At 62.9% G+C, this 24,329-nt stretch carries 24 protein-coding genes, 1 tRNA gene and 1 riboswitch; of the genes, 16 read left to right on the top strand and 9 right to left on the bottom strand.

The window, feature by feature from the left end; genetic code table 11:
- Positions 1-64: 64 nt before the first annotated feature.
- Positions 65-256 carry a hypothetical protein gene (locus H9Q75_RS11185; RefSeq protein ID WP_186567116.1) on the top strand — a complete coding sequence of 64 codons (192 nt, stop codon included), beginning with the start codon at positions 65-67 and terminating at the stop codon, positions 254-256.
- Between the two features lie 72 nt (positions 257-328).
- Here the strand turns inward: H9Q75_RS11185 and H9Q75_RS11180 are convergent, their stop codons facing one another.
- The 9 genes from H9Q75_RS11180 to H9Q75_RS11140 form a co-directional block, all read right to left on the bottom strand.
- Entirely contained in the window at positions 329-1,978 is a 1,650-nt protein-coding gene (locus tag H9Q75_RS11180; protein WP_186567114.1) for an acyl-CoA dehydratase activase, read from the bottom strand.
- Between the two features lie 2 nt (positions 1,979-1,980).
- On the bottom strand, positions 1,981-3,246 hold the full coding sequence (locus tag H9Q75_RS11175) for a 2-hydroxyacyl-CoA dehydratase subunit D (RefSeq protein ID WP_207720833.1): 1,266 nt from the start codon (positions 3,244-3,246) through the stop codon (positions 1,981-1,983).
- A gap of 308 nt (positions 3,247-3,554) precedes the next feature.
- A tRNA-Gly gene (locus H9Q75_RS11170) sits at positions 3,555-3,630 on the bottom strand.
- Between the two features lie 38 nt (positions 3,631-3,668).
- On the bottom strand, positions 3,669-4,793 hold the full coding sequence (locus H9Q75_RS11165; protein ID WP_186567112.1) for a hypothetical protein: 1,125 nt from the start codon (positions 4,791-4,793) through the stop codon (positions 3,669-3,671).
- A gap of 70 nt (positions 4,794-4,863) precedes the next feature.
- Entirely contained in the window at positions 4,864-5,736 is an 873-nt protein-coding gene (locus H9Q75_RS11160; RefSeq protein ID WP_186567110.1) for a YitT family protein, read from the bottom strand.
- Between the two features lie 16 nt (positions 5,737-5,752).
- Positions 5,753-8,002 (bottom strand): DNA gyrase/topoisomerase IV subunit A, encoded by a 2,250-nt coding sequence (locus H9Q75_RS11155; protein WP_186567108.1) that lies wholly within the window; start codon positions 8,000-8,002, stop codon positions 5,753-5,755.
- Between the two features lie 125 nt (positions 8,003-8,127).
- Complete coding sequence (locus tag H9Q75_RS11150; RefSeq protein WP_186567106.1) at positions 8,128-8,649, bottom strand: hypothetical protein; 522 nt, start codon at positions 8,647-8,649, stop codon at positions 8,128-8,130.
- Positions 8,621-9,016, bottom strand: coding sequence for a DUF4430 domain-containing protein (locus H9Q75_RS11145; RefSeq protein WP_186567104.1), 396 nt, complete (start codon positions 9,014-9,016; stop codon positions 8,621-8,623). Before H9Q75_RS11145 ends, H9Q75_RS11150 begins: the two co-directional genes overlap by 29 nt.
- Positions 9,017-9,110: 94 nt before the next feature.
- A riboswitch (cobalamin riboswitch) is annotated at positions 9,111-9,295 on the bottom strand.
- A 76-nt stretch (positions 9,296-9,371) separates the two neighbouring features.
- A complete protein-coding gene (locus H9Q75_RS11140) occupies positions 9,372-11,363 on the bottom strand; it encodes a DNA gyrase/topoisomerase IV subunit B (RefSeq protein ID WP_186567102.1) in 1,992 nt (663 codons plus the stop codon).
- Between the two features lie 180 nt (positions 11,364-11,543).
- Here H9Q75_RS11140 and H9Q75_RS11135 point away from each other — a divergent pair, with 180 nt between their 5' ends.
- The 15 genes from H9Q75_RS11135 to H9Q75_RS11065 all read left to right on the top strand — a co-directional run bounded on the left by H9Q75_RS11135 (position 11,544) and on the right by H9Q75_RS11065 (position 24,302).
- The gene (locus H9Q75_RS11135) at positions 11,544-11,867 is read left to right on the top strand and encodes a cupin domain-containing protein (RefSeq protein ID WP_186567100.1); all 324 of its coding nucleotides are present in this window, start codon (positions 11,544-11,546) and stop codon (positions 11,865-11,867) included.
- A 184-nt stretch (positions 11,868-12,051) separates the two neighbouring features.
- On the top strand, positions 12,052-12,324 hold the full coding sequence (locus tag H9Q75_RS11130) for a DUF2508 family protein (RefSeq protein WP_186567098.1): 273 nt from the start codon (positions 12,052-12,054) through the stop codon (positions 12,322-12,324).
- 43 nt (positions 12,325-12,367) lie between these two features.
- On the top strand, positions 12,368-12,646 hold the full coding sequence (locus tag H9Q75_RS11125) for a pro-sigmaK processing inhibitor BofA family protein (protein ID WP_186567096.1): 279 nt from the start codon (positions 12,368-12,370) through the stop codon (positions 12,644-12,646).
- Between the two features lie 148 nt (positions 12,647-12,794).
- Positions 12,795-13,412, top strand: a complete 618-nt coding sequence (locus H9Q75_RS11120) for an S-layer homology domain-containing protein (protein ID WP_186567094.1) — start codon at positions 12,795-12,797, stop codon at positions 13,410-13,412.
- Between the two features lie 116 nt (positions 13,413-13,528).
- Entirely contained in the window at positions 13,529-13,966 is a 438-nt protein-coding gene (locus tag H9Q75_RS11115; protein WP_186567092.1) for a MarR family winged helix-turn-helix transcriptional regulator, read from the top strand.
- 22 nt (positions 13,967-13,988) lie between these two features.
- Entirely contained in the window at positions 13,989-15,047 is a 1,059-nt protein-coding gene (locus tag H9Q75_RS12715) for a putative glycoside hydrolase (protein ID WP_186567090.1), read from the top strand.
- Positions 15,048-15,406: 359 nt separating this feature from the next.
- Entirely contained in the window at positions 15,407-15,721 is a 315-nt protein-coding gene (locus H9Q75_RS11105) for a hypothetical protein (protein ID WP_186567088.1), read from the top strand.
- A complete protein-coding gene (locus H9Q75_RS11100; protein WP_186567086.1) occupies positions 15,721-17,745 on the top strand; it encodes a V-type ATP synthase subunit I in 2,025 nt (674 codons plus the stop codon). The genes H9Q75_RS11105 and H9Q75_RS11100 overlap by 1 nt, the downstream gene beginning before the upstream one ends.
- 1 nt (position 17,746) lies before the next feature.
- Complete coding sequence (locus tag H9Q75_RS11095) at positions 17,747-18,241, top strand: V-type ATP synthase subunit K (RefSeq protein ID WP_186567084.1); 495 nt, start codon at positions 17,747-17,749, stop codon at positions 18,239-18,241.
- Positions 18,242-18,253: 12 nt separating this feature from the next.
- Positions 18,254-18,844 carry a V-type ATP synthase subunit E gene (locus H9Q75_RS11090; protein ID WP_186567082.1) on the top strand — a complete coding sequence of 197 codons (591 nt, stop codon included), beginning with the start codon at positions 18,254-18,256 and terminating at the stop codon, positions 18,842-18,844.
- A 25-nt stretch (positions 18,845-18,869) separates the two neighbouring features.
- Positions 18,870-19,868 carry a V-type ATPase subunit gene (locus H9Q75_RS11085; RefSeq protein ID WP_186567080.1) on the top strand — a complete coding sequence of 333 codons (999 nt, stop codon included), beginning with the start codon at positions 18,870-18,872 and terminating at the stop codon, positions 19,866-19,868.
- Entirely contained in the window at positions 19,861-20,175 is a 315-nt protein-coding gene (locus H9Q75_RS11080; protein ID WP_186567078.1) for a V-type ATP synthase subunit F, read from the top strand. The genes H9Q75_RS11085 and H9Q75_RS11080 overlap by 8 nt, the downstream gene beginning before the upstream one ends.
- A 252-nt stretch (positions 20,176-20,427) precedes the next feature.
- Positions 20,428-22,203 (top strand): V-type ATP synthase subunit A, encoded by a 1,776-nt coding sequence (locus H9Q75_RS11075; protein WP_186567076.1) that lies wholly within the window; start codon positions 20,428-20,430, stop codon positions 22,201-22,203.
- Positions 22,200-23,582 carry a V-type ATP synthase subunit B gene (locus tag H9Q75_RS11070; protein ID WP_186567074.1) on the top strand — a complete coding sequence of 461 codons (1,383 nt, stop codon included), beginning with the start codon at positions 22,200-22,202 and terminating at the stop codon, positions 23,580-23,582. The genes H9Q75_RS11075 and H9Q75_RS11070 overlap by 4 nt, the downstream gene beginning before the upstream one ends.
- Positions 23,583-23,585: 3 nt before the next feature.
- Complete coding sequence (locus H9Q75_RS11065; protein WP_186567072.1) at positions 23,586-24,302, top strand: V-type ATP synthase subunit D; 717 nt, start codon at positions 23,586-23,588, stop codon at positions 24,300-24,302.
- Positions 24,303-24,329 lie beyond the last annotated feature (27 nt).

Raw genomic sequence — 24,329 nt, 5'->3', positions numbered from 1 at the left:
CGGAAAACAGGTACACTGAACAAAACCGTGGATTTTGTGAGAATGAACAAGGAGGCTTATGGCTATGAAGAAGTTTTTTGCAGGTGTGGTCAAGTTCCTGGTGGTTCTTGGGGTCGTGGCCGGCCTGGCCTGTGCCGTGATCCGCTATTGGGACTGCATTATGGATTTTGTGGAGCGGGTCAAGTCCCTGCGGGGAGAGAAGCCCTGCTGCCGCCGCGCCCGGGAAGAGGATGACTACGCCGACTGGGACGAGTAAGAGGCGTTTTGGCGAAATACGTATGAAAAGGCGGAGCCGGGGCCATGGGGGCCCCGGCTCCAATTTTTTTGTTCAGGTCTGGCTGCGCACCGAGTCCAGGGCGAACAGGGCTGCCCCCAGGGCGCCGCACAGGTCGGGGTTTTCCCCGATCCACAGCCGCTCCCCCAGCCGGGCCTCAATGGCCTCCACCACGCCTTGGTTGCGGGCCACGCCTCCGGTCATCATGTAGCCAGGGCCGCCCCCGGCCCGGCTGACCAGGGCGGCGGTTTTGACTGCCACCGACTGATTCAGCCCGTGGACAATGTCGGCCGCGCTGTGGTTGTCCGCGATGAGGGACACCACCTCCGACTCGGCGAACACGGTGCAGATGCTGGAAATGGTCAGCTCCTTTTCCCAGCGCAGGCCCAGCCGGCCCATCTCCTCCAGGTCCACCTCCAGGGTGCGGGCCATCATCTCCAGGAAGCGGCCCGTGCCTGCGGCGCATTTGTCGTTCATGACAAAGTTCTTCACCCCGCCCGCGCCGTCCAGGCAGATGACCTTGCTGTCCTGGCCGCCGATGTCGATGACCGTGCGGGCCTCCGGGCGGAGCCGGTGGGCGCCCCGGGCGTGACAGGTGATCTCGGTCACCGCCCCGGTGGCAAAGGGGATATTGGCCCGGCCGTATCCGGTTGCCACAATGGCGGCCATGTCCTCCGGGGCAAAGCCCCCCAGGGCGGCAAAGGCCTTGCGCGCCCCCTCCTGGGCCTTGGGGCCGGTGCGCACGATGGCGCTGGCCGCCAGATTGCCCTCCAGGTCAAGCACCACCGCGTTGGTGGTAGTGGAGCCGCTGTCGATGCCCGCCACATACCGCCCCCGGCGGCGGGCGGCGGGCCGGGCAACGGGGAGGCTCAGCCCTTCGGCAAAGGCCTCCAGCCGGGTGGACAGCTGGCCGGAGGCGGGGGGAGTGAAATCGGTCTCCAGCTTGAGCAGGGGCAGACGGGTGTGCTTGCGCAGTGCCTCGTACTCAAAGGAGTAGTAGTCACAAAATTTTACCGTGTGGTAGATCAGCCCCGCCAGGCCTGGCTGCTGAAACAGCTCCTCCCGGCGGCCGATTTCGTCCATGCGCAGGCAGGGCAGCTGGAACAGCAGCGCCCCGGCGTACCAGTCCATCAGCGTGTCAAAGCCGGACAGCTCCTCCGGCGGGGGGACAAAGCGGTTGCCGCCGCAGGTGAAGTCCTCCACCGGCAGGGGGGCGGAGGAGCGCAGGGCGGCCAGCAGCCTCTCCCCCGCCCTTGCCCCCACCACGGCCAGATAGGGGCCGTCCGGAGGCTCCCGGCGGGGGGTGAAGGCGGCGCGAAAAGCCGCCGGGTCAAATTCCCGTCCGGTATAGGCCCCGTACTCCGCCGCTAGGCGAAGCAGTTCCCCCTTCAGCCGGGCCCGGGCGCAGCCGTCGTCGTGGTGGGGCAGGTCCAGCAGGAACAGAAACTCCGGCGTCCCCTGGACGCGGAGCACGTCATAGGCGCGGCGGATGGAGTCGCAGCAGTTGACCAGCACCAGCTCCTGAAGCCCGTCCCGGCGGCACTCCTCCAGCACGGCCTTGGCATGGCAGCAGAAGTGGTTGTGGGTGAGCCCCTCGGCGTACTCGAAGTCGGGGGACTCCCGGTTAAGCAGGGCGGGCTGCCCGCCAAAGGCGGAGAGCAGCTCCAGGGGGGTGTATTTGCAGGTGTAGCCGAATGTTCCCATGGTCATCCCTCCAGCTGCTCCAGGAAGGCCTGGAGCCGGGTGAGCATCTGCCCGTCGTTTACATTGCCCGAGTCGCAGCCATCCCCGTCCAGCACCAGGGTGGGGAAGCCTGCGTCCTCCAGTGTGCGCTTGGCGTACTGGGCCGCGCCGGAGGTCTGCTTGCACCCCCAGTGGCAGAAGTACACCACCCCGTCCGCATTCAGGCGGCGGGCCATGTCCAGGGAGCGCCGGACCCGGCGCTCCGCCCCGCCGTTGTAGCCGCTCTCCAGCAGGCGGCGGGCCATGGATTCATAGGGGCGGTCCGGGTCGATCTCCGCTAGGCCCTCGTAATTCATGTCGCAGGCGACGATCTCACACCGCCCGCTTTTGCTGAGCACTTCCATCATGGACGCCTGCCAGTGGGGAACGGTGTGCATCCACAGGATGCGCTTGCCAGCGCTTGGGCCGGGGCGGGCGATGGTCTCCCGGGCCAGCAGGGCGGCGAAGCGGGCGGATTCCTCCGTGCCCAGCAGGGGGTGCAGGGCCATCACGGCGAACATCTCGGCGCTGAGCTCCTCCGTGCGGGAGCAGCTGGCCCGCCCGTCCAGATAGCGCCGGTAGTCCTCCACGGTCCGGCGGCTGCGCTCCATGGCCAGGCGCAGGCGCTCCGGGTCGAGCCGCCTGCCGGAGCATTTCTCCAGAAAGGCCCCCATGGCCCGCAGTTGGTCGGCCACATAGTCCAGGTCGGCGGAGGAAGTCCCCATGGGCACGTCCACGGTGAAGCGGGGGACCCCGTACCGCTCCGCCAGTCGGCGGAAGGTGAGCTGATTGGCGTCGCAGGCCAGGGAGGTGTTGAGCACGCACAGGGGCGCGGGCAGCACCCCGGATTCCGCCAGCCCCAGCAACAGCTTATGATAGGAGCAGTAGCTCTCCGGCACCCCGTGCTCCTCGGCGGCCTGGAGAAAGGGCCGCTCCGCGGCGGTGGATACCAGGTAGCAGGACAGCCCCTCTGGGATCATGGGGGTAATGTCCATGGCGTGGAGCAGCTCACAGGGGAGAAATACGTTGACACAGGCGCAGGTTCCCGGCCTGGACAGGGCCTTGCCCATCATAGGGGAGGTGACCGACTGCATGTAGCTGCGGGCGGGGCTCATTCCCTTGGGGGGGATATAGCGCATCTGGGCCCCCACCAGCCGGTAGGCGGAGGACAGCAGCCAGCGGGCCCGCCCGGGGTGGGCAGACGCCTGGGCGGCCACCAGCCCGCCGAATCGTTCCACAACAGCGCCCATAATGCGCCTCCTCTGCTCATTTTCCCCATTATACCGTGCCGGGGCGAAAAAGCGGAATAGACAAAATGAAATCCCTGTCCAAACCGGGGGGTGCGGCAAGGGACAAAAAAGCCCTTTCATACGGGAAAGGGGCGCTCTGACAAGGGGATCCCGCAGGGCAGGGCGCGGCCTTTGCCGTGTCAATTAGGAGCAAAGCGAAGAATTGTTTAGGCTTCAGTTCCGCCGTTAAAAATGAAGTCGGAGCGTAGGCGGCTCTGCCGCCGTAGCCCAAACAAAAAACGACTTGCCGAAGCAAGTCGTTTTTTGTTTGGAGCAGGTGACGAGGCTCGAACTCGCTACCTCCACCTTGGCAAGGTGGCGCTCTACCAGATGAGCTACACCTGCAGCGACAAATGGTATTATAGCGGGATTTCCTGCCGATGTCAAGAGCTTTTTTTCACATCTGGCCCATTTTCCTCGACGGAGGGAGCGGCCGCCGCCGGGACGGGGGAATTTTCACCCCAGGCATAGCCCAGCTCGGCCAGGGCCTCGCCGGACAGCAGCTGAGGCGTGCCGCCCCGGCTCAGATCCACATAGCGGGGTTCACCGGAGGAATCGGTCAGCTGATTCCAGAAGTGCGGGGCGCCGTCCAAGGTCCCTTCCACCACGGATCCATCCATCTCCAGCAGGTCGCACAGCAGCTGGAGGGCCAGAGCCACGCCTTCGTCGTCGCCCCCCTCGCCCACCAGGGCGTCCCAGGCCGTGCCAGGGCCGAAGGGCGCGTACCGAACCCAGTCCGGAACCTGGAGCAGAAGAGCGTCCAACAGCTCTTCCGGGCCATGGGATTGGGCCTGGATGACCGAGGCGCTTTGCTCCGCCGCGGTCAGGAGCGCCCGCCCCTTCTCCTGCAGGACCTCGGGCGTGTCGGCATAGGTCAGCTGAAGCTCCACAATCCGCTGGCTGCCCTGGTCGGGATAGAGGGAGACGGACACATCCGGCATGCCCAGGGCGGCGGCAGGGGTGTCATAGTAGGCTTGGCGGACCAGCGTGCGGATATAGGCCTCGTCCTCGGCAAAATAGCCGATCCGCAGGGCCACCTCGGTGCGGAACTCGGACAGGGCCTCCCCCAGCACCTGACGGATGGCGGAAGCGCCGGTGACATTGACCAGGCTGCGCACCTGTTCCGGGGTGCGGCGGTAGGTGATGTAAAGATTGGCCTCATAAGTGGTGAGCACCCGGGTATAGTCATTTTTGATAAAATCCACCGCATATGCGCCCAGGGGATCGTCCTTGGCCACCTCCAGGCAGGCGGCGTTCAGGTCGGCCTCTACATCTCCGGCGTAGTCGGTGAGCTGGACATGGCCCTCCTGCGCGGTTTGGGAGACGAAATAGAGCACCGCGCTGACCAGTTCGGAATAGGTGCTTACGCTGATGGTGGAGGGGTCTTCTCCGGTGCCCGGATGCTCCGGGTGGGAGCTGACCACCACATAGGGCCGGTTCAGCATGGCGGAACAGCCAGAGAGCAGCAGTATGCCCGCCAGCAGCAGTGTCGGAAGAACCCGTTTCACGCGCGCCTCACTCCCCTCTTTCCCCGGGATGTGTTCAAGGCCCGGGGCGGACAGAGCCCTTGTACAGGGGCTAGATGTCGTTTTGTTTATACTCCCGGAACCCCTCGCCCATGACCTCATGGGCTTCGCATACGATGAGAAAGGCGGAGGGATCGATCTCCTTGACCGTCCGTTTCAGGGGGACGATCTGCCGCTGCTTGAAGGCCACCAGCAGCACCTGCTTCTCCGCACCGGACCAGCCGCCCTGGCCGTGGAGAATGGTGACGCCGCGGTCAATGTCGTGGATGATGGCCTGGGTGATCTCCCGGGGCCGGTCGCTGATGATATAGGCCACCTTGGCGTTGTCCAGACCGTAGAGCACCCCATCCAGGACCAGAGAGGAGATATATAGGGCCACCAGCCCGTACAGGCCGCTGTAGAGGCTGCGGAAGGTAACGGCCACGGCCACAATGACCACCAGATCGATGGCCATGAGCAGCTTGCCCATGGGCAGCCAGGCCATTTTCAGCTTGAGCAGCCGGGCCATCAGATCGGTGCCGCCGGTGGTGGCGCCCTGGAGAAAGACCACGCCCAGGGAGGCGCCCATGAGCACGCCGCCGAAAATGCAGGCCAGCAGCGGCTCCTCCATGGGGGGAAAGGCATACAGGGCGGTGAGCAGGTCAATGAACAGGGAGGAGATGAACATGGCGTAGAGGGAGGAGACCAGCAGATGGCCGCCCAGCAGCCTCCATCCCAAAAGGAACAGGGGAATGTTGCACACAATCACCACCGTGCCGATGGGGGCCCAGGGCAGCAGATGGTTCACAATCTGGCCCACGCCGGTAATACCGCCGAAGCCGATCTGGTTGGGCACAAAGCACCAGTTGAAGCCCACGGCGTACACCAGCGAGGCCAGGGTGATCCAGAGATAGGGCAGGATATACTTTTTGGCCGTCTGTTTCATATGGAATCCTCGGTTTTTAAGAATCCAGCAGAGTCATCTGCTGTTCCCCCCGGTCCTCCTCCCGAAGCAGCATGCCCGCCACGGGAAGGCTGCGGGCGCGATAGCGGGCGGCGTTGACAATGGGGGTCTGATCCAGGGGCTTGACGGTCTCCAGGCGGTATTTGGGCTTGAGATTCATGACATTCACGCCCTGGGTGGAGCGGGTGGATTTGGGGGTAAGCGCGGCGGTGTGGAATACCACCACCCGGCCCTCGGTGGAATATACCGCCAGCTCCGTATCCTCCTGGAGCAGCAGGGCGCAGGCCAGGGGAGATTTGTCCGAGTAGGCGCCGGTGAGGCGGCGGCGTTTGGTCTGGGTCTGATAGGCGCTCAGCTCCACCCGGGCGGCCTTGCCGTTCTGGAAGAAGAAAAAGAGGTGGCCGCTGTAGTCGCTGGTTACGCAGGCCCACACCACGCTCTCCCCCGGGTCCATCCCCAGCTTGGTGGGCAGATAATCCCCCAGCACGCTGGCCTTGGCGTCGTCAAAGTCGGACAGGCGAGTCTTGTAGCACTGCTGGGCGTCGGTGAACACCAGCAGCTCATCCCGGTTGTTGGCCGCCCACTGGAGGAAGGGGCCGTCCCCCTCCTTGTACTTCTGCTCGCTGCTCATATTCAAGGACTTGGGGGTGATTTTCTTGAAATACCCCTCCCGGGAAAGGAAGGCGTGCACCGGATAGTCGGGCGTCTCGTCCTCTGGCTCAGACGCCGCGGCCGTCTGGTACTCATACACGATCTCCGTGCGCCGGGGCTGGGCGTACTTTTTCTTCACCTGCTCCAGCTCGGAGGTGATGACCTTCTGAATGCGCCTGGGACTGTTGACCAAGTCCTGCAGGTCGGCAATTTCCTCTTCCAAGGTGGAGGTTTCCTCGATGCGCTTTAAAATATACTCCTTGTTGATGTTGCGCAGCTTGATCTCCGCCACGTATTCAGCCTGAATCTGGTCGATACCGAAGCCGATCATCAGGTTGGGGATGACCTCCGCGTCCTCCTCCGTCTCCCGGATGATCCGGATGGCCCGGTCGATGTCCAGCAGGATCTTTTTCAGGCCCTTGAGCAGGTGCAGCTTGTCCTGCTTTTTCTTCATGGTGAAGTAGGTGCGCCGGCGCACGCAGTCCGCCCGCCAGGCGGTCCACTCCTCCAGAATTTCACCCACACCCATCACCCGGGGCATGCCGGCAATGAGAATGTTGAAGTTGCAGGCAAAGGAGTCCTGGAGCGGGGTGGCCCTGAAGAGCTTTGCCATCAGCTTGTCTGGGTCCGTTCCCCGCTTCAGGTCCACCGCCAGCTTCAGACCGTTCAGATCGGTCTCGTCCCGCATGTCGGAGATTTCCCGGATCTTGCCCGCCTTGATCAGCTCGGCCACCTTGTCCATAATGGCCTCCGCTGTGGTGGTATAGGGGATCTCATAGATCTCAATGAGATTTTCGGCCTTGAGGTAGCGCCACTTGGCCCGCACCTGGAAGGAGCCCCGGCCGGTGCGGTAGATGTCCCGCAGCACGGCCTCATCATAGAGCAGCTCCCCGCCAGTGGGAAAGTCGGGGGCCTTGAGCACGGAGAGCAGGTCCACCCCCGGGTCCTTCAGATAGGCCGCCGCTGCGTCGCACACCTCCCCCAGGTTAAAGCCGCACAAATTCGAGGCCATGCCCACGGCAATACCCTGGTTGGCGCTGACCAGTATGTTGGGAAAGGTGGTGGGCAGGAGGGACGGCTCCTGCATGGAACCGTCGTAGTTGTCCACAAAGTCCACCGCGTCCTGGTCAATATCCCGGAAGAACTCACCAGTGATAGCGTCCAGCTTGGCCTCGGTGTACCGGGGGGCGGCCCAGGCCATGTCCCGGGAGTATACCTTGCCGAAGTTGCCCTTGGAGTCCACCAGGGGGTGGAGCAGGGCACCGTAGCCCCGGCTCAAGCGAACCATGGTGTCGTAAATGGCGGCATCCCCGTGGGGATTGAGCTTCATGGTCTGGCCCACAATGTTGGCGGATTTGGTGCGGGCACCCCCCAGCAGCTTCATGGTGTACATGGTGTACAGCAGTTTGCGGTGGGAGGGCTTGAAGCCGTCGATCTCCGGAATGGCCCGGGAGACGATTACGCTCATGGCATAGGGCATATAGTTGATCTCCAAGGTCTCGGTGATGGGCTGCTCCAGCACCTCGGGCCGCAGGCCCATGACGTTGGGGTTGTCAACCCGCTTCACGCTCTCCTGGGGGGCTTTTTTCTTCGCCATTGGTATCCGTCCTTGTCATCAGTATAAAATCTAAATCTTTTTCCCATTGTAGCATAAATTTCCACCGCCCGCAACTCTTGGCACACAAGGAAAGGGAGCGGACCGGCCGTCCGCTCCCTTTGGCGCTATCGGTTTTTCAGCCCTGTGACCAGACGAACCAGCGGCGGCAGCAGAACAAAGACCAGCACCGTGTTGGACACGCAGTGGATCAGGTCAAAGGGGATCCCAGCCACCCAGTAGGACAGGGCCATGGGCCAGCCGCCCATGAAAAAATAGGGGATGGCACACAGCGCGCCGAAGCACAGGCCGAACACCCCGGCGAAGGCGGCCCAGAAGAGACGGGAGCCGTTTTGCCGGAAGGGCAAGGCCAGAACAGCCGCCAGGGGCCAGATATACAGATAAACCAGCGTCCACAGCCCCGCGCCGTAGACCCCGATCTCCAGCAGCACAAAGCCGAAGACGGAATAGAGGATCCGCCAGCCGTACACGCGCACCCCCAGCAGGATGAGCAGAAGCACCGGATGGATATTGGGCAGGACGGCCATGGCCTCCTTAAAGGCGAACATCAGTGCGCACAAAAGCGCCAGTTCCAACAGCTCCCGCAGGCGCAGACGCCTCTTACCAGCCCACATTGAGGGTGAACGCATAGGCATCTCCGTCCTGCACCGGCTGGGTGTCCACGCCATACTCCGAGAGCTGGCCGTTGACGGTGTAGCCCCACCACTCCTGGGCGCTTTCGTCGGCGGTCTCCCCATCCACGGTCTCCACCCACAGGCCGTACTGGCTCTCGGAGCCCGCAATCAGATCCTCCTGCTCTAGGGCCTGCCGGAGGTACTCCGCGTCCGTGGAGATGGTAAAATCCGTATCCTCCCCCTCCAGATGGTCCACATGGACTGTGATCGTCTTGCTCCCGGCTGAGGGGGCGGGCTTCAGAATGGTATAGAGGGCGGCGGCCGCAACTGCGAGAACCAACAGGACCACCAGGGCGAGGATACCGGTTCTTTTCTTGTGCATCAAAATCTCTCCATTTCCGATTCCGGGCATGCCGACAAAGGAACACAGAGAGGTCTGTTTGAAAACCCTGTACTTCCGCCGAAAATCCGCGGCGCTTTGTACGGCGCAACAGGCAGGTCTTCTGACTTGAGGGCCATCGCCCGCCCCCGCCTTCCCGGCCAATGGCCAGTGGCGCAATGGGGACAGGCCGCCCTTTCACAGCGGCGGTTCCGTGGGGGCTTTTCACCCCGCTTCCCAGTTAGGCCGCTTTCCGGCGGCACCTGAAGTCCCTAATTCAATTGGCAGGGCTACTTTATCACGCCCGTTTTCCAGCGTCAAGGCGTTTCCTGTCGGAGTGGACAAACTTTGCGGCGGCCTACGAGATGTCCGCTAGCTCCAGGAATTTATAGCCGTTCTCTGCGATATGGTCCTTTCGGCCCTGGAGGTTGTCCCCCAGCAGCAGGTCAAACATGGCGGCAGTGCGCTCCACATCCTCCGGCATGACCTTGATGAGCCGCCGGGTGGCCGGATTCATGGTAGTCAGCCACATCATGTCCGGGTCGTTCTCGCCCAGGCCCTTGGAGCGGTTGATGGCGCACTTCTTGCCCGCCAGCTCCCCGTTGACAATATCGCTCTTCTCCTTGTCGGAGTAAGCAAACCAGGTTTTTTCCTTGCAGGTGATCTCATAGAGGGGGGACTCGGCGATATACACATACCCCCTCTGGATCAGGGTGGGGGTGAGGCGGTAGAGCATGGTGAGAATCAGGGTGCGGATCTGGAAGCCGTCCACGTCGGCGTCGGTGCAGATCACTACCTTGTTCCAGCGCAGATTGGCCAGGTCAAAGGAGGCCATGTCCTTGGCGTGCCGGTCGCTGACCTCCACCCCGCAGCCCAGCACCTTCAAAAGGTCGGTGATGATCTCGCTTTTGAAAATCTTGGCGTAGTCGGCCTTGAGGCAGTTGAGTATCTTGCCCCGCACGGGCATGATGCCCTGAAACTCCGCGTCCCGGCTGAGCTTGACGCTGCCCAGGGCGGAGTCGCCCTCTACAATATACAGCTCCCGCCGCTCGGTATCCCTGGTGCGGCAGTCCACAAACTTCTGGATGCGGCTGGTGATGTCCACGCTGCCGGTAAGCTTTTTTTTGATGTTCAGGCGCTGTTTCTCCGCGCTCTCTCGGGAGCGTTTGTTGATCAGTACCTGTTCGCCGATCTTCTCTGCGTCAAAGGGATTCTCAATGAAATAGACCTCCATCTGGCTCTTGAGGAAGTCTGTCATGGCGTCCTGAATGAATTTGTTGTTGATGGCCTTCTTGGTTTGGTTTTCATAGCTGGTCTGGGTGGAGAAGTTGTTGCTCACCAGCACCAGGCAGTCCTCCACGTCGGCCCAGGTGATCTTGCTCTCGTTTTTCTGGTACTTGCCCTGACCCTTGAGCCAGGCGTCAATGCCCGATACAAAGGCGGAGCGCACCGCCTTTTCCGGGGAGCCGCCGTGCTCCAGCCAGGAGGAGTTGTGGTAGTGCTCGATGCGCTGCACGGTATTGGAGAAGCAGAAGGCCGCGGACAGCTTCACCTTGTAGTCCGGCTTGTCCGCCCGGTCCCGGCCCTTGCGCTCAGCCTGCCAGAACACGGGGGTGGTTAGGGCCTTTTCCCCCGCCAGCTCGTGGACGTAGTCCACAATGCCGTTTTCATACCGGAAGTCGGTGGTCTCAAACTTTCCCCCCACCTGGTTGCGGAAGCGGAAGGTCACTCCCGCGTTGACCACGGCCTGGCGTTTGAGCACATCCAGATAGTACTCCGCCGGGATATTGGTGTCGGTAAACACCTCCAGATCGGGCTTCCAGTGAAAGCGGGAGCCGGTCTTTTTCCCGTCATAGGGGACCTTCTTCAGCCCGCCGATGTTCTCTCCCTTTTCAAAGTGGAGTGTATACTCAAAGCCGTCCCGGTGGATCACCGCGTCAAAGAATTCGCTGGCGTACTGGGTAGCGCAGGAGCCCAGACCGTTGAGGCCCAGGGAGTACTCATAGTTGTCCCCGGCGTTGTTGTCATATTTACCGCCGGCGTACAGCTCGCAGAATACCAGCTCCCAGTTGTACTTCTGCTCTTTCTCGTTCCAGTCCACTGGGCAGCCCCGGCCGAAGTCCTCCACCTCGATGGAGCGGTCGGCGTACCGGGTGACGGTGATCAGGCTGCCGTGGCCCTCCCGGGCCTCGTCGATGGCGTTGGACAGGATCTCAAATACGGCGTGCTCACAGCCCTCCAGCCCGTCGGAGCCGAAGATGACCCCCGGGCGTTTGCGCACCCGGTCGGCGCCCTTCAGGGCGGAAATGGACTCGTTGCCGTAGCTTTTGGGGGAATTGGTTTTGGCCATGGGCGTTTCCTCACCTTATCTGCACATAATTCCAGTCCATTTTAGCCCAATCAGGGCGCAGGTGTCAAGCGAAGCCGCGCGGAGCCTGGCCGGCGTTGCTCCGAAATTACTTGATATTGCCAGAGCATGTGTGGTAGGATAGCACATACTAGCAGTGAACACACAGTGAGGAGGGCGGACATGTATAAAAACATAGAAAAACGCGCCAAGCTCCATCTGCGGGATCTGGTGGAGTACCAGGACGGGCAGGTGGTCAGTAAGACGCTGGTGCAAAACGAAGCGGTCAGTATGACGCTCTTTGCGTTTGATCGGGGGGAGGAGATTTCCACCCATGCCTCCGGCGGGGACGCCATGGTGACCGTTCTGGACGGGACCGGCCGCTTTACCGTGGGGGATCAGGTTTTTTCCCTGGCGGCGGGAGAGACGTTGATTATGCCGGCCGGGATTCCCCATGCCGTATTTGGGGAAACACAATTTAAAATGCAGCTGATCGTATCCTTTTGACCGGCCTGCGGGCCACGCGCATGAAGCAGGGCTGTCTCCGTTTTGGAGATGGCCCTGCCTTTTTGTTGCGCCCGGAAAAAACCGCCCCGCAAAGACGGGGGAAGATACTGGTATAAGCCCTGTCATATTTGTCCAAACTGAACATACCCTAAAAACAGAGACACCAAAGAAAGGAGTGCCGCGCATGACACGAACGGAAGGCGGGCGGAGGGCCCGCATCAAAGAGGGACAGGAGCGGGCGGAGGAGCGACGGGTGCTGCTGGAGGGACTGGTTCAGACCCGCACCCTCATTGCGCAGGCCTATTCCGGCTTCAATACCGCCCGAGACCCGGACCTGATTGAGTCCTACGTATTTGAAATCAACGCCCTGCAATCCCGCTACTCCTACCTGCTGCGGCGGGTGAAGGAGCTGGACGGTGCCGCGCAGCGGCTGGGGGCCGCCTCTACGATCGGCTAAGACAGGCCAAGGAACTGGCAAAAACCGATTTTTTAGGAGGTGGATGCCGGTGGAGCTGCTGACACAGACGCTGCCCTGGGTGGTGGGAGGACTGATTCTGGCCGTGGCCCTGGCCGCCCTGCGGCGGCCGCTGAAGGGACTGCTCAGGCTGGCGGCCCGCACGGGTGTGGGACTGGCGGTGCTCTTCGCCCTCAGCCATGTGGGCGGTTTTTTAGGCCTGAGCCTGGGCGTCAATCTGGTAAACGCCCTGGTCCTGGGGGTGCTGGGCCTGCCGGGGTTTGGCCTGCTGGTCATGATGAACTGGGCGCTTCGCATCGTCTGAAGGCGCTTTGCAATACCCCCTCCGATAACCGGAGGGGGTATTTGCATCCGGGAATGAATCTTAAATTTTTCGGTCTTGGAAGTTGTTCACACTTTTTTAAAATCCATGGGGTAAAATAGAGAAAATTTGATTGGAAACGGGTGTTTTTTTGAAAAAGAGACTGTATACAGCGGCCTGCGCGCTGGTTTTGTGCGCGGCCATGGCGCTGCCCGCCTCCGCCGCGGGAGGCTATAAGGATGTGCCCGATGACGCATGGTACGCCCAGGCGGTGGCCGATGTGAGCGAAAAGGGCTATATGAATGGCGTGGGCTATGACCTGTTCCAGCCCGACACGGCGGTAAGCCGGGCCGGGGTAGTGACCGCCTTGTGGCGGCTGGAGGGGTCTCCGACGGCGGGCGCGGCCTCCTTTGCCGATGTGGAGGAGAATGCCTGGTATGCCGCCGCCGTGGCGTGGGCCCGGGAGAGTGGGATTGCCTCCGGTGACGGAAAGGGCGCGTTTCACCCGGACAGCCCGGTGACACGCCAGGAACTGGCGGTGTTCCTGTACCGCTATGCCGAGCACAAGCAGTGGGACGAGGCCCAGGGGGCGCTGGAGCTGTACTCCGACGCCGGAGCGGTCAGCAGCTGGGCCAAGGAGGGCATGAGCTATGCCGTGGGGATGGGCCTGATCCAGGGCAGCGGCGGAAAGCTTACGCCCGGCGGCAGTGCCACCCGCGCCCAATTGGCCGTTATCCTCCGGCGGCTGACGACCCCGGTCATGGGATAGCGGGCACGGCGCTGGAGAGAAAAAACTTTTCCAGCAGAATTGACACAAGACGGCGGGCGCGCTATGCTTTTTACATACGAAAGATCCGCGGGTGAAAGAAACAGGGAGGCCCAAACATGGAATCCACGAATATTTTTATGTCCTATTTGCGGATGACCCAGCACATGTCCCAGCAGTTCAGGACCCACTTCGGCCGGCTGGAGCTGACCTTTCCCCAGGCGCTGGTGCTTACGGTCCTGGGAGATGAGGGGCCGGTGCCCATCAGCACCTTGGCGGAGCGCACGGGCAGCGCCAACAGCACCGTATCGGGCGTGGTGGACCGGTTGGAAAAGCTGGGATTGGCCAAGCGGGAGCGCAGCCAGACGGACCGGCGGGTGATTTACGTCTCGGCCACAGAGAAGTACCAGCAGCTGCGCCGGAAGGCGGAGACCGATGTGAACGGGTATTTCAGCAGCATCCTCGGGCAGATGAGCCCGGAGGAGCGGGAGCAGGTGGCTGCCGCGCTGAAGAAGCTGGACGAGGTGCTCCTCAAGCAGAAGAACGCGGGCCAATAGGCGGCCAAGGGGGAGAGTGCAAGTGAGAACAAGGAGATATGACTCCTACCGCGGGCGGGGCCGGCTGCGCACTTTTTTAAAGGTGCTGATCGTGATCCTGCTGATTGTGCTGATCCTGGCGGTAGCGGCATTTTTCCTGTTGGACCGCAGCCTGGTGGTCTCGGCAGATGGCTACCGGCTGAACCTGCCCTTCTTCCAGCGGGAGACGGAGCCCTCCTCCACGCCCCTGCCCTCTGATTCCGGCGGGGGACTGCCGCTGGTGGTGGAAAGCCCAACCGCACCCCAGCCGACCCCTACCCCTGAGCTGGAGCATATGAGGGGCGTCCTGCTGCCCCACACGGCCCTCTATGACGGCACGGCGGCCGAACAGGTGGAGGCGGCCGGCGCAAATGCGGCCATTTTCGATATGAAGGCGGACGACGGGAGCCTGGGCTATATCTCCCGGCTGGCGCTGGCGGAGCAGGCCGGCGTGTCCGAGGAGAATCCGGCCATCAACGCCGCCATCCGTGGCCTGAACGCGGGAGAGCTGTACACCGTGGCCCGGGTCTCCTGCTTCCGGGACAATGCGGTGCCCTACTCCGACAACACCACCTCTGTGCGCAGCAGCGCCGGGAACTGGCGGGACAGCGCGGGCATACGGTGGCTCAGTCCGGGGCGGGCTTCCGCGCGGGAATATGTGGCCGGGGTATGTGCGGAACTGGCGGAATTGGGATTTGACGAGATTGTGCTGGACTATGCCGGCTACCCCACGGATGGAGAGTTGGACCGGATCGTCCGGAACGAGACCTATGACCCGCAGGACCTGAGCGGCCCGGTGGAGGAATTTTACGCCCTGGTGGCCCAGGCGCTGGAGCCCTATCCGCAGGTGCGGCTGTCTATTGTGACCAGCCGGAGCGTGCTCAGCGGTGAGGACGACCAGAGCGGGCAGACCTTGGAGCTGCTGGAGCAGTATGCCCAGCGGGTGTGGACGGCCCTGCCCGAGGACGGGATCTACCAGAGCGCGGCCGGCCGCCTGCCGGTGGTGTGGATCACGGACGCCGTGCTGGAAAACACGGACAATTGGGCGGTCTGGACGGAATAATTGACGGAAAAAGCGGATGCAGTACAAGCTGTGTCCGCTTTTTGCGCATAATAGCGGGGCATAAGCAAATTGCACAAAAATTAAAGGAACGTTTTTCTTCCTAAAAAATAAAAGTAAACTGATTAGTATAGAAATGAAGCGCAAACTGCGGAAAAGAGAAAAAACCGCAGGCAAAAAATGTGAATCAAGAAGGTAAAATTGACCGGAGACCTGAGACGTTTAAAAAATAAACTGACTATTTTAAACTTGAAATTTTAAGAAAAAACGAGTATCATCTATAGTATTATCGGCAGAATATCCATCCATATCGGCAGCCATTACACAGGGCAGCAGGTGAAAGAGGGAAAGGCGGTGAGAGTATGTCATTGGACGCCATCAAGCAGGTAACACAGAAGGAGCAGGATTCCCAGGACCGCAAGGCGGAGGCCGCGGCCGCGGCCAAGCGCGCCATAGCCGACGCCCAGCGGGACGGAAAGGCCCGGCTGCAGGAAGTGCGCGCCCAGGCGGAGCGCCAGGTGCGGGAGCTCCTGGTCCAGGCGGAGGAAAAGGCCGCCCGGCACACCGACGAGGTGCTGGAGGCCAAGCGCACAGACTGCGGAGTGCTGCGGAAAAAGGCGGAGGGCCGGCTGGACGAGGCCGCCTCACTGATCGTCAGAAGGGTAGTGAATAGCTGATGTCCATCGTCAAAATGAAGCGGCTGCGATTGGTCGGCATGCAGGACCAGCGGGATGAGCTGCTGCGGCTGCTTCAGCGCATGGGCTGTGTGGAGATCGACGAGCCGACCGACCAGCTGTCCGATCCGGAGTGGGCGGCGCTGACCCGCCCGGATACCCAGGCCCTGGGCGATGCGCGGGATACCCGCAGCCAGGTGGAGGCCGCGCTGAAAACGCTAAAGAAATACGGCCCCAAGCAGAAGGGCGGGCTGTTTGTCAAACGCCCGGTGATTTCCCAGGCTGAACTCTTCGACGAGCAGGCCTATCAGCGGGCCCGGGAGACCGCCCGGCGGCTGACGGAGCTGGAGCGGGAGATTTCCACACGGTACGCGGAGCAGAGCAAGCTTAAATCCCAGAAGCTCGCTCTGGTGCCCTGGCTGGAGCTGAATCTGCCGCTGGAGACCGCCTCCACCAAAGACGTGGTCGTACTCTTCGGCACCGTGGCCGCCGGCGTGGACCTGGACGCCCTGGAGGGCGCCCTGCTGGCGGAGAGTGAGCTGGTGCAGGTGCTCCGGGCCGGGTCTGACACGGAGCTGAAGTATTTTGTACTAGTGTGCCACAAGAGCGTGCAGGAGGCCTGCCAGGAAGTGCTCAAGGGGTACGGATTTTCCCGGTCAACCCTCCGGGGCTGGACGGGTACCGCCGCCGAGAACGATCGGCAGCTGGACGCGCAGATTGCGGAAAACGCCCGGAGGCTGGAGGAGGCGGTGGCCCAGGTGGCTGCCTTTGCGGGAGAAAAGGGGGCGCTGGAGCAGTGCCTGGACCGCTCCGAACAGGAGATCGCCCGGGAGGAGGCCCGCTGCCGCCTGTTGGATACCGGCACGGCCTATTTCCTGGAGGGCTGGGTCCCCGTGCCAGACGAAGCGGCTCTGGCCGGGCAGCTGGCCCGGTTCGACTGCTGCTGGGAGACAGAGGACCCGGCGGTGGAGGATTACCCCCAGGTGCCCATCAAGCTCAAGAGCAATGTGCTTACGGAGCCGCTGACCACCATTACCGAGATGTACTCCCTGCCATCCTACGACGGCGTGGACCCCAATGGGCTGATGATGCCCTTCTATGTGTTTTTCTTCGGCTTCATGTTTGCCGACCTGGGCTACGGACTGCTCCTGGCCCTGGCCTGTACGCTGATCCAGGTGAAGGTGAAGCCCAAGGGGGGCTTCGGCCAGCTGATCCGCCTGATGATCATGTGCGGCATTTCCTCGGCGGTGATCGGATTTTTTACCGGCGGCTTCTTTTCCGATTTCCTGGCCCAGTTTACCGGCATGCTGGGGCTGCCCCAGCCGGTCATCCCCTTCCTCTCCGCCCCGGAGGGGAGCGGCGTGCCCGGACCGGTGCTGGACGTGATGAACGACCCCATGACGGCCCTGGTTTTTTCCCTGGCCGTGGGTCTGGTGCAGATCATTGTGGGTATGGCGGTCAAGTTCTGGCTGCTCTGCCGGGACGGCCAGGTGTGGGACGCCATCTGGGACGTGGGCACCTGGTGGGTCATCTTCGCGGGCATCGGTCTGTTTGCCCTGAATATGACCGGCATCTCCGCGGTCGGAAGCGTGAATGGGATTCCTGTGGTGCTGATCATCGGTTGCCTGATGCTGCTGGCCCAAGGCCGCAGCGCCAAGGGCTTCGGCAAGGTCACGGCAATCATCGGCGCGGTGTACAACGGCGTCACCGGTTATTTCGGAGACATCCTCTCCTACTCCCGCCTGATGGTAATGATGCTGGCCGGCTCGGTCATCGGCCAGGTGTTCAACATCCTGGGGGCCATGCCCGGCGGCGGACTGCCCCCGGCGGTGGGGGTGCCCATCTTCTTCGTGATCTTCCTGGTGGGGCACGCGTTCAACATCGGTCTGAATGTGATCGGCACCTACGTGCACACGTCCCGCCTGCAGTACCTGGAATTTTTCAAGCAGTTTTACCGGGAGGGCGGCCGCCCCTGGCGCCCATTGAACATTGCGACAAAGTTTGTCGATATTAAGGAGGAACAGTAACATGACATTTGCTGAATTTTTGATCAACAACGCCGGCGCGTTCTTTGGCTTCCTGGGCGCGGCCCTGGCGGCCGGCCTGGCCTGCGTGGGCTCCGCCAAGGGCACCGGCCTCGCCGGCGAGGCGGGCGCCGGTCTGCTGGCCGAGGACCCCTCCCAGTTTTCCAAGTGCATGATCCTGCAGGTTATCCCCGGCACCCAGGGCTTGTATGGCCTGGTCATCGGCTTTTTGGCCCTGATGAAGATGGGCCTGTTCAACGGTACTGCCGCCGACCTGTCCATTGCCAACGGCCTGATGATTCTGGCCGCCTGCCTGCCTATGGCCCTCGGCGGACTGCTCTCCGGCATTGCCCAGGGCCGCGTGGCCGCCGCCTCCATCAACATCGTGGCCAAGAACCCCAACGACTGGTCCAAGGGCATGGTGCTGTGCATCATCGTGGAGTTCTACGCCATCCTGTCTCTGCTGATTTCCTTCCTGATGATTATGTTCGGCTTCTGAGCGGAGGCGCGTATGGACGGAATTGAAAAGATCACCGGGCGCATTGAGGCCGACGCGGAGCGCGAGATTGAGGCCATCCAGGCCCAGGCCCGCGCCCAGGCGGAGGAGATCGCCGCGGGCTATGAGGCGCAGGCCGGCAGGGAGAGCGAGGAGATCCTGGCCCGGGGCCGCCGGAACGCCGACGAGCGGGTGGAGCGGTTGGCCAGCGTGGCCCAGCTGGAGGCGCGCAAGCTGGAACTGGCCGCCAAGCAGGAGATGCTCGAGAAGGCCTTTGACCGGGCGCTGGAGCAGCTGCAGAACCTGCCGGAAAACGAATACGTAGCGCTGCTGGCCGATTTGGCCGTCAAGGCCTCCTCCACCGGCCGTGAGCAGGTCATCCTCTCCCAGAAGGACCGCACCCGCTATGGCAAGCAGGTGGTCACCCGGGCCAACGAGCTGCTGGCCGGGCGCGGGGCCCTCACCCTGGCCGAGGAGTCACGCCCCATGAAGGGCGGCGTGATCCTCAGCGACGGGGACGTGGAGGTCAACTGCACCTTTGAAACGCTGGTCCGCCTCCAGCGCAGCCAGCTGGAGCGGGATGTGGCCAAGGTGCTCTTTGACTGACACGCCCCAAAAAGGAGGCTATGTCTTGAGTAAGATCAAAGATACGGACTATCTGAGCGTATCCGCCCGCATCCGGGCCATGGAGAACCGCCTGCTCACCCGGGCGCGCATGGACCGCATGCTGGAGGCCCGCACCGACGACGAGGCGGTGAAGGTCCTGGCCGAGTGTGGCTACGGCGAGGTGCCGGAGCTGAGCGGCCGGACCCTGGATGCACTGGTGGCCCAGGCCCGGGGAGAGGTATACCGGGACCTGAAGGCGGCTGTGCCAGACCAGCGGCTGGTGGAGGTCTTTCAGATGAAATACGACTACCACAACGCCAAGGTGCTGCTCAAGGCCCAGGCCGTGGGCGCCGAGGCCGACCGCCTGCTCATGGATGGCGGGCGCTGGAGCGCCGAGGCGGTGCGGGAGGCCTTCCACCGGGACGATCTGAAGGACTTTACCGATCCCTTCCGGCGGGCGGTGGCCCAGGCCCGGGAGACCCTCAGCGGCGGGGGAGACCCCCAGCTGGCCGACTTCATCCTGGACCGGGCCTATTTTGAAGAAATGCGCACGGCGGCCCGGGAGAGCGGCAGCACGTTCCTGGAGGGCTACGTCCGCCTGCTGATCGACGCCACCAACCTGCGCTCCATGGTCCGGGCGTCGCGCATGGGAAAGGGCAGCGATTTCCGGATGCAGGTGCTCATTGAGGGGGGCAATGTGGAGGCGCACACCCTGGCCTCGGGCAAGGGCGGTGACCTGGCCGCAGTCTTCCGGGCCGGGCCTCTGGCGGAGGCTGCTGCCCTGGGCGCTGCCCGTACTGCCCCGGGCAGCGGCGAACTGACTGCTTTTGAGCGCGCCTGTGACGACGCGGTGACCCGCTACCTGGCCCAGGCGCGGCGCGTTCCCTTTGGGGAACAGGCGGTGGTGGGCTACCTCTACGCCAAGGAGGCGGAGTTCACCGCCATCCGCACCATTCTCTCCGGCCGCATGGCAGGTCTGGGGGCGGATATTATTCGGGAAAGGCTGCGTGAGGCATATGTCTAGCTATCGGATCGCGGCGCTGGGCGACCGGGACAGCGTGCTGGGCTTCAAGGCCCTGGGCCTGGACGTGTTCCCCGCCGAGACGGCGGAGGAGGCCAGGCGCACCCTCCATGCCTTGGCAAAGGAGAACTACGCGGTGATCTACCTCACCGAGGGGTACGCTGCGGAGATGGAGGGTGAGATCGCCCGCTATAAAGACGACCTGACCCCCGCCATCATCCTCATACCCGGCAAGGACGGCTCCCTGGGCATCGGCATGGCCAACGTGAAACGGGCGGTGGAGCGGGCCGTGGGCGCGGATATTCTGTAGTCTAGGAGGAACTTTCTCCCCCTAGATACAAAACCGTCGCGCCGCCTGTGGCGGCACAACGGTTTTGATACCCCCTCTCCCCACTGTGCGGGGGAGGCCCTGGCCGCCGAGGCCAGGGGTAGCGGTGTCCTCCGCAGGCACATGTCCTGCTGCGGACGTTCTTCCGATTTCTTTCCAGCGTGATATGCTGGAAACTCTGCGAGGCTTTTTTATTCAACGGAAATATACCCAAAGGAAGAAGGTTATGAGCCTATGGGAAAGATTGTAAAGGTCTCCGGCCCCCTGGTGGTGGCCACGGGATTGAAGGACGCCAATATGGCCGACGTGGTCCGGGTGGGCGAGCAGCGGCTCATCGGTGAGATCCTCACCATGAACGGCGACGCCGCCTCCATTCAGGTCTACGAGGAGACCTCCGGCCTGGGCCCCGGCGCGGAGGTGGAGTCCACCGGCGCGCCCATGTCCGTGGAGCTGGGCCCCGGCATCATTGAAAATATCTACGACGGCATTCAGCGACCCCTGGAGGGAATCATGCGCAGGACCGGGGGCAATAACCTGCCCCGGGGCGTGGAGGTCCCCGCCCTGGACCGGGAAAAGAAGTGGGAGTTCAAAGCCGTCGCCAAGCCCGGCGACGCTGTCTCTGGCGGCGACGTGATCGGCACGGTTCAGGAGACCAGCGTGGTGCTCCATAAGATCATGATCCCCCCGCGTATGAGCGGCACCATTGAGTCCATCCAGTCCGGCTCCTTCACTGTGCTGGACACGGTGGCCGTACTGGTGGATGAGAAGGGGGAGAAGCACAATCTGACCATGGTGCAGAAGTGGCCGGTGCGTGTGGGCCGGCCCTACAAGCACAAATATCCCCCGAAAACCCCGTTGCTCTCCGGCCAGCGCATTGTGGACGCCATGTTCCCCGTGGCCAAGGGCGGCACTGCGGCCATTCCCGGCCCCTTCGGCTCGGGCAAGACCGTCATGCAGCACCAGCTGGCCAAGTGGTCCGACGTGGACATCGTGATCTACATCGGCTGTGGGGAGCGGGGCAACGAGATGACCGACGTGCTGCGGGAGTTCCCCGAGCTGGTGGACCCCCGCACCGGCGAGTCCCTGATGAAGCGGACGGTTCTGATCGCCAACACCTCCGACATGCCGGTGGCCGCCCGTGAGGCGTCCATCTACACCGGCATCACCATCGCCGAGTACTTCCGGGACATGGGGTACGACGTGGCCGTCATCGCCGACTCCACCTCCCGCTGGGCCGAGGCCCTGCGCGAGATGTCCGGCCGGCTGGAGGAGATGCCCGGCGAGGAGGGCTACCCCGCCTACCTGTCCTCCCGCCTGGCCCAGTTCTACGAGCGGGCGGGCATGGTGGAGTGCATCGGCTCCGATGAGCATCGCCGGGGCTCCCTGACCGCTGTGGGCGCGGTGTCGCCCCCCGGCGGCGATCTGTCCGAGCCCGTCAGCCAGGCTACCATGCGCATCGTCAAGGTGTTCTGGGCCCTGGACGCCTCCCTGGCCTACAAGCGCCACTTCCCCGCCATCAACTGGCTCAACTCCTACTCCCTGTACCTGGACACCCTAAAGCCCTGGTACGACGAGCATCTGGGCAAGCAGTTCATGGTCAACCGGGACAAATCCATGTCCATCCTCCAGGAGGAGGCCAGCCTGAACGAGATCGTCCAGCTGGTGGGCAAGGACTCCCTGTCCCCGGCGGACCAGCTCACCTTGGAGACCGCCAAGATGCTGCGGGAGGACTTCCTCCAGCAAAACGGCTTTATGGAGGTGGACTGGTACTCCAGCTATGAGCGCCAGGACAAGATGCTCCAGATGATCCTGGACTATGATAAGCTCTGCCGCGCGGCCATCGAGAGGGGCGCCCAGACTGCCGACCTGTTCGCCATCCCCTTCCGGGAGCGGATGGGCCGGGCCAAGAGCGTACCGGACGACCAGTTCCCCGAGGTCTTTGCCCAGATGGGCCGGGAGATGGAAGAGCAGATCGACGAGGCCATTGCCAAGGGAGGTGCTGAGGCATGATCCGTGAATACCGTACCATACAGGAGATCAACGGCCCGCTGATGGTGGTGCGCAAGGTCTCCGGCGTCACCTATGACGAGCTGGGCGAGATCGAGCTGCCCGACGGCACCCTGCGCCGCTGCCAGGTGCTGGAGGTCAACGGCGACAACGCGGTGGTACAGCTTTTTGAGGCCAGCGCGGGCATCAACCTGGCCGAGTCCAAGGTGCGATTTCTGGGGCACCCGCTGCAGTTGGGGGTGTCCGGCGACATGCTGGGCCGGGTGTTCAACGGCATGGGCAAGCCCATTGACGGCGGCCCGGAGATCCTGCCCGAGGCCTACCGGGACATCAACGGCCTGCCCATGAACCCGGCGGCCCGGGACTATCCCAACGAGTTCATCCAGACGGGCATCTCCACCATCGACGGCCTGAACACCCTGGTCCGCGGCCAGAAGCTGCCCATCTTCTCCGGTTCCGGCCTGCCCCACGCCCAGCTGGCCGCCCAGATCGCCCGCCAGGCCAAGGTGCTGGGGGACGAGGGGGCCAACTTCGCCGTGGTCTTTGCCGCCATCGGTATCACCTTTGAGGAGTCCAACTTCTTCGTGGAGGAGTTCAAGCGCACCGGCGCCATCGACCGCACCGTGCTCTTCACCAACCTGGCCAACGACCCGGCGGTGGAGCGCATCGCCACGCCCCGCATGGCCCTCACCGCCGCCGAGCACCTGGCCTTTGACAAGGGCATGCACGTGCTGGTCATCATGACCGATATCACCAACTACGCCGAGGCTCTGCGCGAGGTCTCCGCCGCCAAGAAGGAGGTCCCCGGCCGGCGGGGCTACCCCGGCTATCTGTACACCAACCTGGCCACCCTATACGAACGGGCCGGCCGGCAGCTGGGCAAGAGCGGCTCTATCACGCTGATCCCCATTCTGACCATGCCTGAGGACGACAAGACCCACCCCATCCCCGACCTGACCGGCTATATCACTGAGGGCCAGATCATTCTCTCCCGGGAGCTCTACCGCAAGGGCGTCAATCCCCCTGTGGACGTGCTGCCCTCCCTGTCCCGTCTGAAGGACAAGGGCGTGGGCGTGGGCAAGACCCGCGAGGACCACGCGGGCACCATGAACCAGCTCTTTGCCGCCTATTCCACGGGCAAGGAGAACAAGGAGCTCATGAGCATTCTGGGCGAGGCCGCCCTGTCTCCCACGGACCTCCAGTACGCCAAATTCGCCGATGAGTTTGAGCGCCGCTACGTCTCCCAGGGGCCGGATGAGAACCGCTCCATTGAGGAGACCCTGGACTTGGGCTGGGAGCTGCTGGCCCTTCTGCCCAAGGCCGAGCTGAAGCGTATTAAGCCGGAGTTCATTGACAAGTACCTCCCGAAAAAGGAGGGGTGACCTGTGCCCGCCATTAATGTAAACCCGACACGGCAGGAGCTGACCCGGCTGAAGGCCCGGCTCAAGACCTCGGTCCGGGGGCACAAGCTGCTCAAGGACAAGCGGGATGAGCTGATGAAGCAGTTCATGGATGTGGTGCGGGAGAACCGGGCCCTCCGGAAAAAAGTGGAGGAGGGGCTCATGCGCGCCCACGGAGCCTTTACCGTGGCCTCGGCGGTCATGTCCTCCGAGATGCTGGAGCAGGCCTTGCTGTACCCCAAGCAGTCCGTGGAGCTGGATATGACCTTCCAAAATGTGATGAGCGTCAACGTACCGGTCTACCGCTTCAAGACCCGCAGCGATGCCGCCGGGGAGGTCTACCCCTACGGCTTTGCCACCACCTCCGGCGAGCTGGATGATGCGGTGGATGCCCTGTCCTCCGTGTTCCAGGATATGCTCCGGCTGGCGGAGATCGAAAAGACCTCCCAGCTGCTGGCCGAGGAGATCGAAAAGACCCGCCGCCGGGTCAACGCCCTGGAGTATGTGAAGATCCCCCAGATGGAGGAGGCCATCCAGTATATCACCATGAAGCTGGACGAGAACGAGCGCTCGGCCACCATCCGCCTGATGAAGGTGAAGGATATGCTGCTGGCGCAGGCCATTGAGGAGAAGCGCCAGGCAGACGCCCGGGCCATTGAGGCCTTCGGCGGAGGCCTGGGCGAGAGCTCCGGACAGATCTAAAGAAAAACCGGGTGCGCACCCTTATTG

Origin of the sequence: Lawsonibacter celer (assembly GCF_014281125.1) — a bacterium.
In the GTDB taxonomy this organism is placed as follows: Bacteria; Bacillota; Clostridia; order Oscillospirales; family Oscillospiraceae; genus Lawsonibacter_B; species Lawsonibacter_B celer.
Note: the sequence above shows the minus strand (reverse complement) of the source record. Positions and strands in the feature narration are given on the sequence as shown.

Bases quoted from the DNA above. Each gene is read 5' to 3' on its own strand.
- H9Q75_RS11185 (WP_186567116.1), top strand. From the start codon at position 65: ATGAAGAAGTTTTTTGCAGGTGTGGTCAAGTTCCTGGTGGTTCTTGGG.
- H9Q75_RS11180 (WP_186567114.1), bottom strand. From the start codon at position 1,978: ATGGGAACATTCGGCTACACCTGCAAATACACCCCCCTGGAGCTGCTC.
- H9Q75_RS11175 (WP_207720833.1), bottom strand. From the start codon at position 3,246: ATGGGCGCTGTTGTGGAACGATTCGGCGGGCTGGTGGCCGCCCAGGCG.
- H9Q75_RS11160 (WP_186567110.1), bottom strand. From the start codon at position 5,736: ATGAAACAGACGGCCAAAAAGTATATCCTGCCCTATCTCTGGATCACC.
- H9Q75_RS11155 (WP_186567108.1), bottom strand. From the start codon at position 8,002: ATGGCGAAGAAAAAAGCCCCCCAGGAGAGCGTGAAGCGGGTTGACAAC.
- H9Q75_RS11150 (WP_186567106.1), bottom strand. From the start codon at position 8,649: ATGCGTTCACCCTCAATGTGGGCTGGTAAGAGGCGTCTGCGCCTGCGG.
- H9Q75_RS11145 (WP_186567104.1), bottom strand. From the start codon at position 9,016: ATGCACAAGAAAAGAACCGGTATCCTCGCCCTGGTGGTCCTGTTGGTT.
- H9Q75_RS11140 (WP_186567102.1), bottom strand. From the start codon at position 11,363: ATGGCCAAAACCAATTCCCCCAAAAGCTACGGCAACGAGTCCATTTCC.
- H9Q75_RS11135 (WP_186567100.1), top strand. From the start codon at position 11,544: ATGTATAAAAACATAGAAAAACGCGCCAAGCTCCATCTGCGGGATCTG.
- H9Q75_RS11130 (WP_186567098.1), top strand. From the start codon at position 12,052: ATGACACGAACGGAAGGCGGGCGGAGGGCCCGCATCAAAGAGGGACAG.
- H9Q75_RS11125 (WP_186567096.1), top strand. From the start codon at position 12,368: ATGCCGGTGGAGCTGCTGACACAGACGCTGCCCTGGGTGGTGGGAGGA.
- H9Q75_RS11115 (WP_186567092.1), top strand. From the start codon at position 13,529: ATGGAATCCACGAATATTTTTATGTCCTATTTGCGGATGACCCAGCAC.
- H9Q75_RS11105 (WP_186567088.1), top strand. From the start codon at position 15,407: ATGTCATTGGACGCCATCAAGCAGGTAACACAGAAGGAGCAGGATTCC.
- H9Q75_RS11100 (WP_186567086.1), top strand. From the start codon at position 15,721: ATGTCCATCGTCAAAATGAAGCGGCTGCGATTGGTCGGCATGCAGGAC.
- H9Q75_RS11095 (WP_186567084.1), top strand. From the start codon at position 17,747: ATGACATTTGCTGAATTTTTGATCAACAACGCCGGCGCGTTCTTTGGC.
- H9Q75_RS11090 (WP_186567082.1), top strand. From the start codon at position 18,254: ATGGACGGAATTGAAAAGATCACCGGGCGCATTGAGGCCGACGCGGAG.
- H9Q75_RS11080 (WP_186567078.1), top strand. From the start codon at position 19,861: ATGTCTAGCTATCGGATCGCGGCGCTGGGCGACCGGGACAGCGTGCTG.
- H9Q75_RS11075 (WP_186567076.1), top strand. From the start codon at position 20,428: ATGGGAAAGATTGTAAAGGTCTCCGGCCCCCTGGTGGTGGCCACGGGA.
- H9Q75_RS11070 (WP_186567074.1), top strand. From the start codon at position 22,200: ATGATCCGTGAATACCGTACCATACAGGAGATCAACGGCCCGCTGATG.